This window comes from Marinobacterium rhizophilum (assembly GCF_024397915.1).
Taxonomy (GTDB): domain Bacteria; phylum Pseudomonadota; class Gammaproteobacteria; order Pseudomonadales; family Balneatricaceae; genus Marinobacterium_A; species Marinobacterium_A rhizophilum_A.
The window spans coordinates 1,904,616-1,920,270 of record NZ_CP073347.1; the positions used below are offsets into that span (position 1 = coordinate 1,904,616).

General features: G+C 61.8%; 15 protein-coding genes. 8 read left to right on the forward strand and 7 right to left on the reverse strand.

Annotated features, from left to right (window positions below):
* Positions 1–83: 83 nt before the first annotated feature.
* The 5 genes from KDW95_RS08520 (at position 84) to KDW95_RS08540 (ending at position 6,249) form a co-directional block, all read left to right on the forward strand.
* Positions 84–1,559, forward strand: a complete 1,476-nt coding sequence (locus tag KDW95_RS08520) for an ABC transporter substrate-binding protein (RefSeq protein WP_255855853.1) — start codon at positions 84–86, stop codon at positions 1,557–1,559.
* A gap of 55 nt (positions 1,560–1,614) precedes the next feature.
* The gene (locus KDW95_RS08525) at positions 1,615–2,562 is read left to right on the forward strand and encodes an ABC transporter permease (protein WP_255855854.1); all 948 of its coding nucleotides are present in this window, start codon (positions 1,615–1,617) and stop codon (positions 2,560–2,562) included.
* A gap of 13 nt (positions 2,563–2,575) precedes the next feature.
* Positions 2,576–3,466, forward strand: a complete 891-nt coding sequence (locus tag KDW95_RS08530; protein ID WP_255855855.1) for an ABC transporter permease — start codon at positions 2,576–2,578, stop codon at positions 3,464–3,466.
* Positions 3,467–3,478: 12 nt separating this feature from the next.
* Complete coding sequence (locus KDW95_RS08535) at positions 3,479–5,521, forward strand: dipeptide ABC transporter ATP-binding protein (RefSeq protein ID WP_255855856.1); 2,043 nt, start codon at positions 3,479–3,481, stop codon at positions 5,519–5,521.
* A gap of 77 nt (positions 5,522–5,598) precedes the next feature.
* Entirely contained in the window at positions 5,599–6,249 is a 651-nt protein-coding gene (locus KDW95_RS08540) for an HAD family hydrolase (protein WP_255855857.1), read from the forward strand.
* A 95-nt stretch (positions 6,250–6,344) separates the two neighbouring features.
* On the opposite strand, the gene KDW95_RS08545 is transcribed toward KDW95_RS08540, so the two are convergent.
* From KDW95_RS08545 to tmpA, 3 genes are read right to left on the reverse strand one after another with little or no spacing between them, the layout of a single operon-like run.
* Entirely contained in the window at positions 6,345–7,013 is a 669-nt protein-coding gene (locus KDW95_RS08545) for an ureidoglycolate lyase (protein WP_255855858.1), read from the reverse strand.
* Positions 7,010–7,600, reverse strand: coding sequence for an HD domain-containing protein (locus KDW95_RS08550; protein WP_255855859.1), 591 nt, complete (start codon positions 7,598–7,600; stop codon positions 7,010–7,012). The genes KDW95_RS08545 and KDW95_RS08550 overlap by 4 nt, the downstream gene beginning before the upstream one ends.
* A complete protein-coding gene (gene tmpA / locus KDW95_RS08555; RefSeq protein ID WP_255855860.1) occupies positions 7,601–8,737 on the reverse strand; it encodes a 2-trimethylaminoethylphosphonate dioxygenase in 1,137 nt (378 codons plus the stop codon).
* Positions 8,738–8,826: 89 nt separating this feature from the next.
* On the opposite strand from tmpA, the gene KDW95_RS08560 reads away from it, so the two are divergent.
* On the forward strand, positions 8,827–9,723 hold the full coding sequence (locus KDW95_RS08560) for a LysR family transcriptional regulator (protein ID WP_255855861.1): 897 nt from the start codon (positions 8,827–8,829) through the stop codon (positions 9,721–9,723).
* A 22-nt stretch (positions 9,724–9,745) separates the two neighbouring features.
* Here the strand turns inward: KDW95_RS08560 and KDW95_RS08565 are convergent, their stop codons facing one another.
* The 4 genes from KDW95_RS08565 to KDW95_RS08580 form a co-directional block, all read right to left on the reverse strand.
* Positions 9,746–10,660 carry a LysR substrate-binding domain-containing protein gene (locus KDW95_RS08565; RefSeq protein ID WP_255855862.1) on the reverse strand — a complete coding sequence of 305 codons (915 nt, stop codon included), beginning with the start codon at positions 10,658–10,660 and terminating at the stop codon, positions 9,746–9,748.
* 302 nt (positions 10,661–10,962) lie between these two features.
* Positions 10,963–11,691 (reverse strand): DNA polymerase III subunit epsilon, encoded by a 729-nt coding sequence (gene dnaQ, locus KDW95_RS08570; RefSeq protein ID WP_255855863.1) that lies wholly within the window; start codon positions 11,689–11,691, stop codon positions 10,963–10,965.
* Between the two features lie 9 nt (positions 11,692–11,700).
* Positions 11,701–12,147, reverse strand: coding sequence for a ribonuclease HI (gene rnhA, locus KDW95_RS08575; RefSeq protein ID WP_255855864.1), 447 nt, complete (start codon positions 12,145–12,147; stop codon positions 11,701–11,703).
* Positions 12,125–12,886 (reverse strand): class I SAM-dependent methyltransferase, encoded by a 762-nt coding sequence (locus KDW95_RS08580; protein WP_255855865.1) that lies wholly within the window; start codon positions 12,884–12,886, stop codon positions 12,125–12,127. The genes rnhA and KDW95_RS08580 overlap by 23 nt, the downstream gene beginning before the upstream one ends.
* Before the next feature lie 139 nt (positions 12,887–13,025).
* Between KDW95_RS08580 and gloB the strand changes: the two genes are divergently transcribed.
* Positions 13,026–13,811, forward strand: a complete 786-nt coding sequence (gloB, locus tag KDW95_RS08585; RefSeq protein WP_255855866.1) for a hydroxyacylglutathione hydrolase — start codon at positions 13,026–13,028, stop codon at positions 13,809–13,811.
* Between the two features lie 69 nt (positions 13,812–13,880).
* On the forward strand, positions 13,881–15,467 hold the full coding sequence (locus KDW95_RS08590; protein WP_255855867.1) for a lytic transglycosylase: 1,587 nt from the start codon (positions 13,881–13,883) through the stop codon (positions 15,465–15,467).
* Positions 15,468–15,655: the final 188 nt, after the last annotated feature.

The following is a 15,655-nucleotide window of genomic DNA, read 5'->3' on the forward strand; positions in this document are numbered from 1 at the left end:
CTTCTGACCGCAACCCCATGCGAAGTCACTGTTAATACTGAACGACAAATCCGACCGACCCGAACGTTAACGAGGATACCCCCATGAAACCTCTGCTCTCCTCTGTACTGATCGCTGGTGCGCTCTTTGCGAGCCTGGCTGACGCCGGTACGCTGCGCATCGCCCACGATGTAGGTTATGCCGGCGCCGAGTCACTGGACCCGATTTCCCCAAGCCGATTTTTCGATGCCAACCAACTGCTCTACTCCCGCCTGGTTCGCCAGGGCGCCGACGGCGCCCCCAGCGCTGAACTCGCCACCGCCTGGAGTGCTTCGACGGATGCCAAAAGCTGGACTTTCGAATTGCGCCGCGGTGTCAAATTCCACGACGGTTCAGACCTGACTGCCGCTGATGTCAAATACACGCTTGAGCGCATCAAGGACCCCAAGATCGACTCGCCGGTCGCCGCGGTCCTCGGTGTCGTCGACAATGTTGATGTGATCGATGACTACAATCTGCGCATCAATCTGACAGCCCCCCACGCCGACCTGCCGCTGTTGCTGATGGATTACCGTGTACGCATCATCCCGCAGGATTCAGGTGACGACATCGCCACCCGTGGTATCGGTTCCGGCCCCTTCATGCTGGACGAACTGGACCCCGAAGGCACCACCTCCCTCAAGGCGTTCAGCGGCTACTGGGAAGGCGCACCGGCTGCTGATGGCGTTGAGCTGATCGGCATTCCCGACTCCCAGGCCCGGGTGCAGGCGCTAATGGCCGGCCAGCTCGACCTTGAGCAAAGCATCACCAGCCAGCAGGCACGCCTGTTCGTCAATAACCCGCAGTTCCAGAGCCAGAGTGTTGCCACGGGTGAATGGCGCACACTGGTGTTTCGCACCGACACCGCGCCCTATAACGACGCGCGTGTCCGCAAGGCCCTGCGCATGGTGGTTGACCGGCCTGAGATGATGAAGCTCATTGCCGGCGAGCACGGCGGCACCGTCACCTGTGACAACCCGGTATGGCCTGGTGACCAGTACCGCACCCAGATTAGCTGCGATGCCGATGTCGAAGGCGCCAAGGCACTGCTGGCCGAAGCCGGCTACACCGACGGTATCGACATCACGATCAGCTCCGCCGACAACGAGCCAGAATTCATCCGCATGATCGAGGTATACCAGCAGCAGGCCGCCAAGGCCGGTATCCGCGTCAAGCTGAACATGGTGCCCTCCGATGGTTACTGGAGCGATGTCTGGATGAAGGACCCCGCCGTTGCCAGCCGCTGGTCCCAGCGCCCGGCTGACCAGATCATGAACGAGGCGTTCCGCTCCACCGCTGCCTGGAATGAAAGCTTCTACAACAACGCCGAATTCGATCAGCTGCTGGACCAGGCACGCAGCGAACTTGATTTCGACAAGCGCAAGGCACACTACGCTCAGCTGCAGCAGACGCTGTGGCAGGATGGCGGCGCCCTGATCCCGTATCACCTCAACCAGACCCGTGTTCTGCGCAGCGCTGTCAGCGGCGTTGACCCGGTAGAACAGTTCTCAATCCGCTGGAACAAGGTCGCGGTCGACTGATTTCACCTGCTGCGGCCCCCCGGCGTCGGGGTGGCCGCCACATCCGGATTACACCATGCTGAATCTCATCCTTAAACGGCTGACGCTGGCGCTGATGACGCTCGTAACCGTCTGCGTGCTGGTGTTCGCCATGACCGAATACCTGCCAGGCGATGTCTGTACAGCCTACCTGGGACGTGATGCCCAGGGCACCCGACTGGAAAACTGTCGCCTGGAACGCGGGCTCGAACGCCCTGCCCTGCATCGTTTTGCCGACTGGACGGGCGGTGTCTTTCAGGGCGACCTTGGCACGTCTCTCAAGCGTAACAAGCCGATCAACGACCTGGTTGGCAACCGCATGCGCAATACGCTGGTACTGGGGTTGAGCGCGGCCCTTATCGGTATCCCGCTGGCGATCGCCCTGGGTGTATTTGCCGCCCTGCGACGTGATCGCAGCTCCGATATTGCCATCTCGACGCTGTCCATTTTCACCATGACCATCCCGGAATTTGTCACCGCCACCTTGTTGATACTGGTCTTTTCCGTTCAATTACAGTGGTTTCCGGCGGTCGTTACCGTACGTCCGACGGTACCGATAACCGAGCTCCTGCCCAATGTGGTATTACCGATGCTCACCCTGGCACTGGTGATGATGGCGCATATCCTGCGCATGGTGCGCAGCTCGATGATCGACGTGATGGCCAGTGATTTCGTGCAGATGGCACGGCTCAAGGGCGTACCCATGTTCCAGATCGTCTGGCGTCATGCCCTGCCCAACGCCATGCTGCCCGCGATCAACATCATTGCACTGACCGTTGCCTGGCTGCTCGGTGGCGTTGTCATCATCGAGCAGGTGTTCAATTACCCCGGCATCGGCACCCTGATGATTCGTGCCATCCAGGACCGTGATCTGCCACTGGTTCAGGCCATCGCGCTGCTGCTGGCCGCGGTGTATATCGCCTGCAATCTACTGGCAGACCTGTGCAGCCTGGCGCTCAATCCGCGCCTGCGCAGCGCCCGCTAAGGAGGCCTTTATCATGTCCGTATCTGCGACTCCCCTGACCGTATCCAGCGCCGACACCTCGGGCTGGCGCCTGCTGTACCGCAACCTCAGCCGCTCCCGCTCCGGCGTGCTTGGCCTGTCGGTGCTCGGCATGCACCTGCTGATTGCACTCATCGCCCCCTGGATCGCCCCCCATGACTGGACGCTGCAGGATGGCTACAGCATGCTGCAGCCCCCCAGCATGGAGCACTGGCTCGGCACCGATCACATGGGGCGCGACCTGTTCAGCCGCACCCTGGTGGGCGGGCGTCTGGCAATTTTCATAACCCTACTCGGCACCCTTTTCGCCGTTGCCTGGGGCAGCCTGGTAGGCATATTGCTGGGCTTTCTTGGCGGGCGCATCGACGAGTGGGTCATGCGGCTTGTCGATGCACTGCTCGCCATCCCCTGGCTGCTGTTCCTGTTGCTGATCATCGCCTTGCTGGGCCAGCAAACCTGGACGCTGATCCTGACGCTGGGATTCTTTTACGGCATTGCCGTCATCCGCGTGGCGCGCGGCGCAACACTGGATTTCGTCAGCCGGGATTTTGTCACCGCCGCCAGAACCCGCGGCGAGCGCCGCATGACAATCGTGCTGCGCGAGCTGCTGCCCAATGTGCTCGACACCCTGCTGGTTGAAGCTGCCATGCGCTGGGCCTGGATGCTGCTGGCTTTCAGCTCGCTGTCCTTTCTTGGATTCGGCGCCGTCCCGCCAACCCCGGACTGGGGTTTGATGATCGCCGACGCCCGCAGCATGATTTCAATCGCACCCTGGGCAACCCTGTTCCCTGCCCTTGCGCTTTCAACACTGATTATCAGCATCAACCTGTCGGCCGATGCCCTTGCCAAGGCAATGGGGCTAGATCGTGCCAAGGCCCCCGTTTAAGGACTCCGACCGATGATGACTTCGACACCTCTCATGCATGTTCAGCACCTCAGCCTGGGCTACCGCAACCCGCAGGGTGCTCTGGTACAGGTCTTGCGCGACATCAACCTGTCCATCACACCCGGCGAATCGCTGGCACTGGTGGGCGAATCCGGCTGCGGCAAGAGTACACTCGCCCTGGCCCTGATGGGCTTTCTGCGCAGCGGTTCCCAGGTGCTGAACGGCCAGATCCTGTTCCAGAACGCGGACCTGCTGCAACTGCAAGCGCGGGACCTGGTGGCCCTGCGTGGCCGGCGTATCGGCCTGATTCCACAGAATGCCGGCCAGTCTCTGACCCCGAGCATGACCATCGGCCGACAACTGGAGGAAGCGCTCAGGTTGCACGCCAACCTGCCCCGCGCAGCCTGGCGTGCACGCAGCCTGGCGCTGCTGCAGCAGGTCAGACTGCCGGCACCAGACGCAATTCTGACACGCTACCCCCACCAGCTTTCCGGGGGCCAGCAACAGCGTGTCGCGATTGCCATGGCGCTGGCAGGCAAGCCGGAACTGCTGGTGCTTGATGAACCCACCACCGGCCTGGATGTCACCACCCAGGCCCATATTCTGGAACTGCTGCGCGACCTGAGCCAGCAGCTGGGCACCACCCTGGTATTCGTCAGCCATGACCTGGGGGCCGTGGCGAGGATCAGTGATCGCATCGCCGTCATGTACGCCGGCGAGGTTGTCGAGCTGGGCAGCAGCCGTGCGGTACTGCGCCAGCCGGCTCACCCCTATACCCGGGGCCTGCTGGCATCCATCCCGCGTCTCGATTCGCCCGGTCTGCCGCCATCCATGCCAGGCTATCCTCCGCGCACCGGCAGTGCCGGCAACACCTGTGCTTTCGCAGCCCGCTGTCCTGACGTCCGCCCTCAGTGCCGGGAGCGGCCTGCACCCTTCACGGACAGCCAAGCGCACGCGGTGCGCTGTCACCTCGAATACTCGCAACTGAGCCCACCCGCAGTACCGGTGCCGTCCCCTGCGGCATCAGGCGGCCCCGCCCAGGCCCAGCTCCAGGTGCAGGGCGTAGCGGTACGTTACGACCGCCCGGGCCTGATGCATCGCCTCACCGGGCAACGCCTGACCACGCCGGCCACCATCGAGGGCATTGAGTTCGTACTCAACAAAGGCGAAACCCTGGCCCTGGTCGGGGAATCCGGCAGCGGCAAAAGCACCCTGATGCGCGCGATCTGCGGCATACACCCGGCCAGCAGCGGCGATATCAGCCTTGAAAATGAGGCTCTGAATGGCCCGCTGGATCAGCGCAGCCGGGCGCTGAAGCGCCGCGTGCAGATGATTTTCCAGAACCCCGATGCATCCCTCAATCCGCGTCACACCATCGCCCGGATCCTGGAACAGCCACTGCGCCTGTACAACGGCCTTAACCGGCAACAGTGTCGCCAGCGGGCAGCTGAACTGCTCGAGATGGTGCGCCTGGGGCCCCATTACCTTGACCGGATGCCGGCACAGCTCTCCGGTGGCGAGAAGCAGCGGGTGGCCATCGCCCGCACCTTCGCCGGCGACCCGCAGCTGATTCTCTGTGACGAGGTGACCTCGGCGCTTGACGTGTCGGTCCAGGCGGCGGTGCTGCAACTGCTCAAGACGCTGCAGGCCCAAAAGGGTGTGAGCTACCTGTTTATTGCCCATGACCTGGCCGTGGTAAAAGCCATCGCCGATCAGGTGGCCGTGCTCTATCAGGGCAGACTCTGCCAGGTTGGCGCGACCGCCGATGTCTTTGGCGGTGCCAGGCATCCCTATACGCGGGCGCTGCTGAACGCGATTCTGGAACCCGACCCGGATCACCGCCCCAGGCTGCTTGACAACGACACCCCGGAGCAGCATCCGCCTGCCCAGGGCTGCGCCTACCAGCGTCGCTGCCCCGAAGCCACCGAGCGCTGCCAGCAGCAACAACCCGCCTGGCAGGAACAGGGCAGCAACCGCATTCGCTGCCACCTGCCGATCGACGCGCTGGCCCCCCAGACGCCCGCCGTGGCGACACCCCTGGCTGCCTGCAGCTGATACCCGAACTTAACTGACAACCTGGCGGGCCTTTATGGCCCGGCATCCCACCTTTTTACCAGGATACCCAAAACACCATGGCTCTGGCCCTGTACGACCTTGACGAAACCCTTATCAACGGCGACTGTTCCAACCTCTGGATACGCTACCTGAGTGACCGCTACATCGAAGATCCTGCCCCCTGGCAGGCGCAGGAGCATGCACTGATGCAGGACTACTACCGCGGTGAACTCGACATACACCGCTACGTCGAAATGCAGCTGCAACATCACATCGGCGTGCCCCTGGCGTCGCTGGATGCAGATCTTGAGCGCTACCTGGAGTGCCATATCAGGGCACTGCTGCGCCCAGGGGCCATCCAGAGCATCCGCGATCACCAGGCCGCCGGGGATCGCTGCGTGGTGATCTCGGCCTCAACCCGCTTCCTGGTTGAGCCCATCGCCCGCCTGCTCGGCATCAGCGATGTGATCGCCATCGAGATTGAACTCGATGATGACCGCATTACCGGGCGCACCCAGGGCATCCCGACCTACCGCGAGGGCAAGGTCACGCGGCTGCAACAGTGGCTCGACACCCAGGGCGAAAGCCTGCAGGGCAGCTGGTTTTATTCCGATTCGCACAACGACCTGCCGTTGCTGGAAAAGGTCGACAATCCGGTTGCCGTCAGCGCGGATGCACGGCTCAACGCCATCGCCGCCGAGCGTGGCTGGCAGCAGCGCAACTGGTAAGGCCTGCCCCACATAGTTTTATGTTACGCAAAAGCAAAAGCGCCCGGGGCGTTCTTGGCTCCCCGGGCGCTTTCGTTGAGCACCTATATTAGGCTTTACAGATCCTTGATCTTCCCCGGATCCAGCGGGCAGGCCAGATACACGCCGAATTCCTGCCCGATATCGGCACTGACACGGGCATGCACCCGTCCCTGGCGATCCAGAAAACGCTGGCTCTGTGCCAGCGGGAAGATACCCTCGTGCCAGACACCGGCATGAATGTAGAGTCCGTGGCTTGCGTCGCACCAGAAAGCCACCACCTTATCAGGTGTCAGGTTATCACCTGGCAACGCCAGGGGGACGACGAAGGGCTTGTCGTCCAGCGGGTAGAACAGCTGCCCGCCATCGGGGTGGTAGTTCATGTGCCAGAGCAGCACCTGGCTGCGGGGGACCGTCTGGCAATCCTTGCTCGCCGTGGCAGGGTCAGCGGTCCAGCCCAGCACATAATTGCCGGCCACCGCCGCGTTTTCTCCGTACAAGACATCCCCCTGCCAGTGGCAGCAAAACGTCCCCTCAACCCAGCCACCCTCATTACCGGTGCCGCTGTCGATCGGCCGCCAGCCCTGCTGTGGCCAGCGGGTAATCTCGATTTCGCAGCAATCCGGATCCTCGACCAGGTAACCGTAACCCTGCAGCGCGGTATTCGTCGCCCGAATCAGCGGCACTTCGTGCCAGGGTAGCGAGGGCTTGCTGCTAACATCGAACAGGTACTGCGGCGCGTTCATGCCCCTGCCCTCCCGTGTGCGTCGACCAACCCTTGCACCAGCGGTGCAAAATGCGCAAAGTCGGGTGTTTCCAGATCAGGGCACTTGCCCGCTTCATCGAAGTAGCGCACCTGAATAATGGTCTTGAAATTCACCTGTTTTTCGAACGCCTCGGCCTCAGCCGCGCTCATCGGGCCACCCTGCAGGTTCAGCGAATGTACCGAGGCCGGTGACAACCTGGCGAAGTAATCCGGCTGTGTCGCACACAGGTAGCGCTTTGCATCCACGTGGTAGCGCACACAGTCAACAATCACCTGTGGAAAGTGGCTGGCCAGCAGCTGTGCGCCGGCATCTTCATGACGCCGGTCCCAGGTATCGTCCATGGCAAAACACCCGGCGTTGGATGCCACATGACCGATATCATGCAGCAGAGCGCCAACAATGACTTCAACCGGCTTCCCCTCGCGCTGGGCAAGCGTGGCACCCTGCAACATGTGCTGCGACACGGTGACCTGCTCGCCCAGATAGGTATCGGTGCAGTTATCAAACAGGTTCTGTAAAAAAGCGACAATACGGGTCGCACTCAAGGCTGTATCAAGCGGGTTCATTCATGCATCTCCCAGGGTTTCTTGCAGGGTTGCAAGGCGCGACAGCAGGCTGTCCTTGTCGGCATAGCAGCCTTGAAACCAGCGCATGCCGGTGCCTGAAAACGCGGTTCTGGCGTGCATCACGCGGGTGTTGTCGACAATGAAGCATTCGCCCGGTTCAAGGCGAAAACGCACGGCCATCGCCGGGTCGTCGATAATCTCGCCAAAGCGGCGGTACGCGGCGTAATAGGCTTCCATCTCACCATAGGGCACTTCGGCGATTGCAGTCGCCGAGCGATTGTTGAAGCGCACGGCAATCAGCCGGCCGTCGGGATCGAGTTCAATCATCGGACGGCGTGCACGTAGAATCACGCCCTGTGCGCCGCGGTATTCGAAACAGGCACAGTAGCGACTCAGCAGATCAAAAGCGGCGGGGGATTCGTCGCGCAGACACTGGGCGGCGCGAAAACCGTCCACGACCAGGCTGTCGCCGCCCTCGACCGAGTTTTCAAGGCAGTAGAGCACCTGTAGCGTGGGGACCGGATCGCGATAGGGATTGTCGGTATGGGCCTGCAACCCCTGGCGTGTGAACGCCAGGCTGGTGGGGTTGACCTCGCTGCGCACTTCAAAATGCCGGCCATAGTTGGTTTCGCGCACATAGCCGAAAAGATCCACCACCTGCATCAGTGCCTGGTCGGCGACAGGGCCATTCGCCAGCTTGGCCACACCGAAACGTGCAAGACCTGCCAACCAGCCCTGTAACGCCTGTGCACTGGCATGCACCGCGTTGAAACACCCCAGCGGCGGTTCAGCCATTGCGGCGCTGTCCCAGGTGTGCAGACAGGCATCGATCCAGCCTTTCTGCCGCGCCGGAACACCATCGTAGGCATGCTCAAGCAGCCAGGCCAGATTGTACTCAACCACCTTGTTTTCCGGCACAAAGGTCAGCGTCAGTACCGACGCCTCCAGGCGGGCATCGGCTATCGCGGTTGCCACCGGTATATCGCTGAGCCTGATAAGCTTCTGACCGTTGCCGGGCGAGCGCGTCTGGTCGTCCCAGGCATTGTCGCGCAGCCAGATGGCGTGAAAACGGACCACCCTGCCCTGCACCTCAATTTCCAGGGCACGGCCCTCCTGCTGTATTGAAATAGTCGCCATGCCATCCTCGATGAGTAAAAATTCAGATGCCATTCTTGGCGAGAGCTGACATCATTACAAATTATGCTTTCGCTACCTGAGATGCTGTTTTGCTAATACCTAAGCGATCACTGGAAAATCTGCCGCTCGAATGGATACGCGCCTTTGAAGCGGCCGGCCGCAATGGCAGCTTCTCCGCCGCGGCCCAGGAAACCGGCCTGACCCAGTCAGCCGTCAGCCAGCGCATTGGCAACCTGGAACATCGGCTGGGCACCCAGCTGTTTCTGCGCGGGGCCAGGGGCGTCGTGCTGACGGTAGACGGCGAAGCCTGGCTTCCCTATGTCAGCAACGCCCTGCGCACGCTGCAGCAAAGCTCGGAGGAGTTGTTCGGCGTCAAACGCAATCATCTGACCGTTTCAGCCAGCGCCTCGGTTATCGAGCTCTGGATCGGGCAACGACTGCAAACACTCCTGGCAGCCGACCAGACCCAGTACTCGTTCAAAACGATGGTGCTGTCCGCCGACAGTGCGCTACAGGAGGATTTCGTACGGATTCGTTATGGCGCCGGGGACTGGCCGTACCCGTTCAAGGCACCGCTGTTTCAGGAAGTCATCAGCCCTGTTGCCGCGCCCTCGCTGATACAGGATGTCCAGCACTGGCAGACACTGCCGCGCATTGCGCTATCTGGCCCGCGCGCCGGCTGGCAGGAGTGGGTACAACAGACCGGCGACCCTGCCACTCCGGTACCCAGACTGCGCTACGATTCCCTCTCAGCCGCCCTCGCTGCTGCCCGGGCGGGGCTCGGTGTCGTGCTGGCGTCCCTGCCTCTGTGCGCTAACGATCTGGCGACTGGACAGCTCGTGAGACTGTCTCCCCATGAGCTGGTCTTGACACAGACCTACTGGCTGCTTGCCCCCGAGGGCACTATTACAACCCGGCAGTGGGATGCGCTCAGGCAAGCCCTGGTGGATCAAACCCCAGCGCATAGCCAGGCCCGCTTGCGCTGAGCGTACGCACAGGGGATGCAGTCTAAGCGCCGAAGAACTGCTCTTCCTGGGCCATCTGCCCTTTGAGCCACTGGCTGAACGCCGTAACCTTGGGAGCAGAAGGCTTGTTCGGCAACACCAGGTAGTGCGCACCCGAGGCCGGCAAGGTGAAGGAATGGGCCTGCTGCAGCTGGCCGGACGCCAGCACCGGCGCAACACTGAAACTGCGGCACATCAACAGACCAACATGATGACAGGCAGCATCGATCGACGCCGTGCTGGTATCACATTCCAGCACCGGCTGCGGGTAAAACCCGAGCACACCCTGGCTGCGGAACCACTGCACCCAATGCTCCTGCTCTCCCACGGTGCTGATCAGTGGCAGCTGCTGCGCGCGTACCGCATCGTCGTGAATGCTGTAACGCGCCAGAAAATCCGGACTCGCCACCAACAGCCAGCGCTCGCGGGTCAGCCTCTCAACCTGCATGCCGCGCCAGTCACCAAAGCCGTTCGATATTTCCAGGTCCGCCGTCTCCACCTCATCCTGCGACGGCCAGACCGAGGACATCAGCCGGATATTGATACCCGGATGCTGGCGATAAAAATCCGCCAGCCTGGGCATCAGCCAGCGCTGCATAAAGCTGCTGCCACATTTGACGTTAAGCAAGGCACGCTGATCGGTTGCAAACAGCTGGTTGGTACCCGCCTGCAAGGTACTGAATGCCTCGGTCAGCAGCGGCAGATAAGCCTGCGCGGCATCGGTCAGCTCCAGCTTGCGCGGCTTGCGCACAAACAACTGTGCATCCAGATATTCCTCCAGCAACTTGACCTGCTGGCTGATGGCGCCCTGGGTCACATGCAACTCTTCTGCTGCCCGGGTCAGGCTGCGCAGCCGCGCAGCCGCCTCGAAGGCCTTGAGTGCGTTCAGCGGTGGCAATGGCTTGCGGCGTGATTTCATAAAGTTGGCGGGCCGGTTAAAGGCAGCTGGCAGCGGCGGTTAAACACGCCGCACTTTTACCTCAACCAGATGACAACAGAGTTTCAAGCGGGCAATTCAGCATTTCTGGCGGCGAGTCCAGGTTGCCGGCAGGGTCTGGCCTGTACCGCAACCGACAGCCGCGCCGCAGTGTTTCCAGGCATCGAACCCGAGCAACCATGGCCCACTCAGCGCCGGTCAAAGGGCACAAAAAAACACCCCCGCAACCCGAGTTGCGGGGGTGTTTTTAGTCCAGCTGCGTGCGGGTCCAATCATAGCCAGAGTCAGTGGGCCTTGGCGTCATCCTGCTCCAGCTGCTCCCACAAACAGGGCTCGCCTGCCTTCTTGCTCAGCAGCGCAACAAAGGCACGGTGCGCCTGGACCTCCTCCTCGTCGGCGCGCAGTACGCGCAGACCGTAGCGACCCGCTTCCACGCGACGGATACCTCGTTCGGCGCTGCCGCTGTCGGAACCATCATCACCGGTGTCCAGCTTGAGCTGACCGCCGGTCAGCCCAAGATACACATCCGCCAGGATTTCGGAGTCAAGCAGGGCGCCGTGCAGCTCGCGGTGCGAGTTGTCGATGCCGTAGCGCTTGCACAGTGCGTCCAGGTTGTTTTTCTGTCCCGGGTGTTTCTGGCGCGCCAGCAGCAGGGAGTCAATCACGCCACAGATATCGGCCACGCGTTCAGGACGACGAATCCGCTCGAGTTCGGTATTGATAAAGCCGATATCGAAGGCCGCATTGTGAATGATCAGCTCGCCGCCGCGGATAAAGTCCAGAAACTCCTCAACCACCTCGGCGAACTTTGGCTTGTCGGCGAGAAAGTCATTGGTAATGCCGTGAACTTCAATGGCTTCCTGGTCAATGGCACGATCAGGCTTGATATAAACGTGATAGGTGCGCCCGGTTAGCTTGCGGTCGATGAGCTCGACGCAGCCGATCTCGATAATGTTGTGCCCTTCCGCCGGCTCAAGACCGGTGGTTTCGGTATCCAGTACGATTTGCCGCATTAACAGCCCCTACCCCTTGAGTTGCTCAACGCCCTTGTTGGCCAGCGCATCGGCCAGCTCGTTTTCCGGATGACCGCTGTGGCCCTTGACCCAGTGCCACTTCACCTGGTGACGCGCCACCTCGGTGTCGAGACGCTGCCACAGATCGGCATTCTTGACCGGCTGGCGGGCGGCGGTTTTCCAGCCATTGCGTTTCCAGTTTGCCAGCCACTCGGTAATACCCTTGCGCACGTACTGGGAGTCGGTGGTCAGGTCTACCACACAGGGCTGGGTCAGGGCGGCGAGGGACTCAATCGCCGCCATGAGCTCCATGCGATTGTTGGTGGTGTTCTTCTCCCCGCCAAACAGCTGTTTTTCCACATCACCGTAACGCAGCACGGCACCCCAGCCGCCAGGGCCAGGATTTCCCTTGCAGGCGCCATCGGTGTAAATCTTAACGGACTTCTCGGTTTTCACAGCAATGCTTTCCTCGCGCAGTCTGCTCCGGTATCGGCAGACTGATCAGTTTTCGACGGCGCCATTCCGGCTGTATGGGGGTCATGCCAACCACATCCTTGCGCGCCACCATCAGCGAAAACGCACCATGATGACTGCGGCCCGGGCGGGCATAACGCTCCAGCGCACTGAAACGCTGGCGCCATTTACCCGACGCCATGGGCGGCAGGAAAAAATCGGTTATCAGTTTGACTTCCACCAGTTCGACCAGGCTCAGCCAGTCACTCAGGCGCCAGTGGCTGATAAAGTGTCCGCACCAGGGAACCTCAGTGCGTCGACGGCACAGGCGACTGTAAAGCCCCCACAGGCTGAGCGGATTGAACCCGATCACAAGCAGGTGCCCGCCCGGGCGCAGTACCCGTGCAGCCTCGCGCAACACCTGGTGCGGGCTCTGGGCGAAGTCCAGTACATGATGCAGCACCACCACATCCAGGCTGTTGCGCTCCAGCGGCAGCTCCTCGTTGGCGGCGATCACACTGTTCTGCCCCAGGCCCAGTTCCAGCGCCGGGGCAACAATAAACTTGTGCAGCACAGGACTGCTGTCATACAGGCAGATCTGGCTGTCGATGCCCAATTGCAGCAGGTGATAGCCAAACAGCGTGGGCAGGAGCCGCTCGACCTGCGCCCGTTCGGCCGCGAGCAACTCCTGCCCAAGCTCGGTCTGAAACCAGCTGCGCAGGGCCGGAATCAGTTTGTGCAACGGGGGTTGCTGACGAAATCTCATCCAGAAAAACCGCTATGGCTGACAATGTCGGTATGTTAACAGCACCCACCGATTGAGGTAACCTGTATTGCCTCAGGCGCGACGCCGTATCCGCACCCTATCAGAGAGAACCGCCATGTTTCAGGTCACCCCGATCCCGGCCTTCAATGACAACTACATCTGGCTGCTGGCCGATCCTCAGAGCAACCGCGTTGCGGTGGTGGACCCTGGCGATGCGCAGCCGGTACTGACCTACCTGCAACAGCACGACCTCAGGCTGGCGGCCATACTCATTACCCACCATCACCAGGATCACACCGGCGGCGTCGCGCGCCTGCTGGAAACCGGCAGCGTGCCGGTATACGGCCCGCGCCCGAGCCCCTTCGGCGGCATCGACCATCCCCTGCAGGACTCCGATAGCCTGGAGCTCTTTGGCCAGCGCCTGCAGATACGCGAAGTGCCGGCCCACACCCTGGACCATATCAGCTACTACTGTGCCGCCCAGACTCAGGAACAAAGACCCCAGCTGTTCTGCGGCGACACCCTGTTTCTGGCGGGTTGCGGGCGCCTGTTTGAAGGCAACGCCCTGCAGTTGCAGCAGGCCATGGACTATTTCGCCGACCTGCCGGATGCAACAGAAGTCTACTGCACCCACGAATACTCCCTGGCCAACCTCGCATTCGCCGAGGCGGTCGAACCGGACAACGGTGATATCCAGGCGGCCATCCGGCAGTGCCAGGCACTGCGTGCCAGCGATACGCCCACCTTGCCAAGCCACATCGGCAGCGAAAAAAAAATTAACCCCTTCATGCGCACCCGCACGGAATCGGTCAAGGCCAGCGCCAGCCAGCATGCCGGTTCTGCCCTCGATACGCCGGCCGATATCATGGCGGCGCTGCGCCAGTGGAAAAACCAATATTGATCAAAGGTTGACCAGTTCGGCACCCACCCATAGAATGCTCCGACTTTTTTAGAAACAGATTTTTGGCCCATGACCCTTACACGCAACTGGATTTCCATCACAGCTGCAGGACTCCTGCTGTCCGGCTGTAGTAGCGCCCTGACGCAGAACCCCGACAGCAGCGCTGATGCACTCAGGTTGCCCGGCAATCAGGCTGGCACCCACGCCAGCCCCTGGGAGACCCGAGCGACCGGCAGTCGTGACAGCATTGGCCGCAAAGCCCGAGCGAACACGACAGCTCCCCCTGAAGACCTCTGGCAATTGAGCCGCAACCACTTCGAGCTGAACCTCGAGTCCGACAACCCCCGCGTCGCGTCCCAGATCCGCTATTACAGCAAGCACCAGGACTACCTGGATCGTGTCACCGATCGCGCCGAACGCTACTACCACTACATATTGCAGCAGATCATTGAGCGCGGCCTGCCCGCCGAACTCGCCCTGCTGCCGGTGGTTGAAAGCGCCTACGACCCCTTCGCCTACTCGCCCAGCCGCGCCGCCGGGCCCTGGCAGTTCATCCCCGGTACCGCCAAGCACTTCGGCCTGCGCAAAACCTGGTGGTACGACGGCCGACGCGACATCGTTGCCTCCACCGACGCCGCCCTGACGTACCTCGAGCAGCTCAACAAGCGTTTTGATGGCGACTGGCTGCTGGCCCTGGCCGCCTACAACGCGGGTGGTGGCACCGTATCCAAGGCCATTCGCAAAAACACCAAAAAAGGCCTGGCCACCGACTTCTGGTCCCTGGACCTGCCCAGCGAAACCGAAGCCTATGTACCCAAGCTGCTGGCCATTGCCAGCCTGGTAAAAGCGCCGGCCGACTACGGCGTCAGCCTCAGGGCCCTGGCTGTCGAGCCCTACTTTGCGATCATCGAAACCCAGGGCCAGATTGACCTGGCCCAGGCCGCCAAGATGGCCGATACCAGCAGTGAGGAGATGGCCCTGCTGAACCCCGGCTTCAGTCGCTGGGCCACCGACCCCGAAGGCCCCCACCGCCTGCTGGTACCCATCGACAGCGCAATGCAGTTTGAGAACAAACTCGCCAGCCTGCCCGCCGAGCAGCGCGTACGCTGGAACCGTTACCGCATCCAGCGGGGCGATTCCCTGTCGGCCATTGCTGCCCGCTTCAATATCAGCACGGCCGCCATTCGCAGCGCCAACAAGCTCAAAAGCAACCGCATTACCGCCGGCAAGACCCTGCTGATCCCGGGGCCAGCCAATACCAGCCTCGCCGCCACTGTGGCGCAGGACGGCGCCGCCGGCACGCGAGAAAAGCTCAGTTACAAGGTCCGCGCCGGTGACAGTTTCTGGAAGATCGCCCGCAGCCACAAGGTGTCCGTCAGCGACCTGGCCAGCTGGAACAAGATGACGCCCAGAAGCACGCTCAAGGCCGGCCAGCAACTGACGCTCTGGCGTGACAGCAGCCTGGCCAGCAGTGCTCAGCGCGAAACCCTGCGCAAGGTGGGCTACAGCGTGCGCAGTGGCGACTCGCTGTCCCTTATTGCCAGCCGCTTCAGCGTCAGCGTCGCGGACCTCAAGCGCTGGAACGGGCTGAACAAGGGACGCTACCTGCAGCCCGGCCAGAAGCTCACCCTGTTCGTCAACGCGACCGACAGCTGATTCCAGGCTTTCAAAACCGAGCCTTGCCCGCACGCCCCGGCGCCACTCCAGCCATGGAGACGGCACCGGGGCGTTTTTACATCCACAGCCTGGCTGTCGACGCACGCTCCCCCCTTCAACGCCTGGCACCAGACTTTTCACAACCCAGGGGAATAAATCTGCTCGTCCCCGGTCAGATAGCACGATTC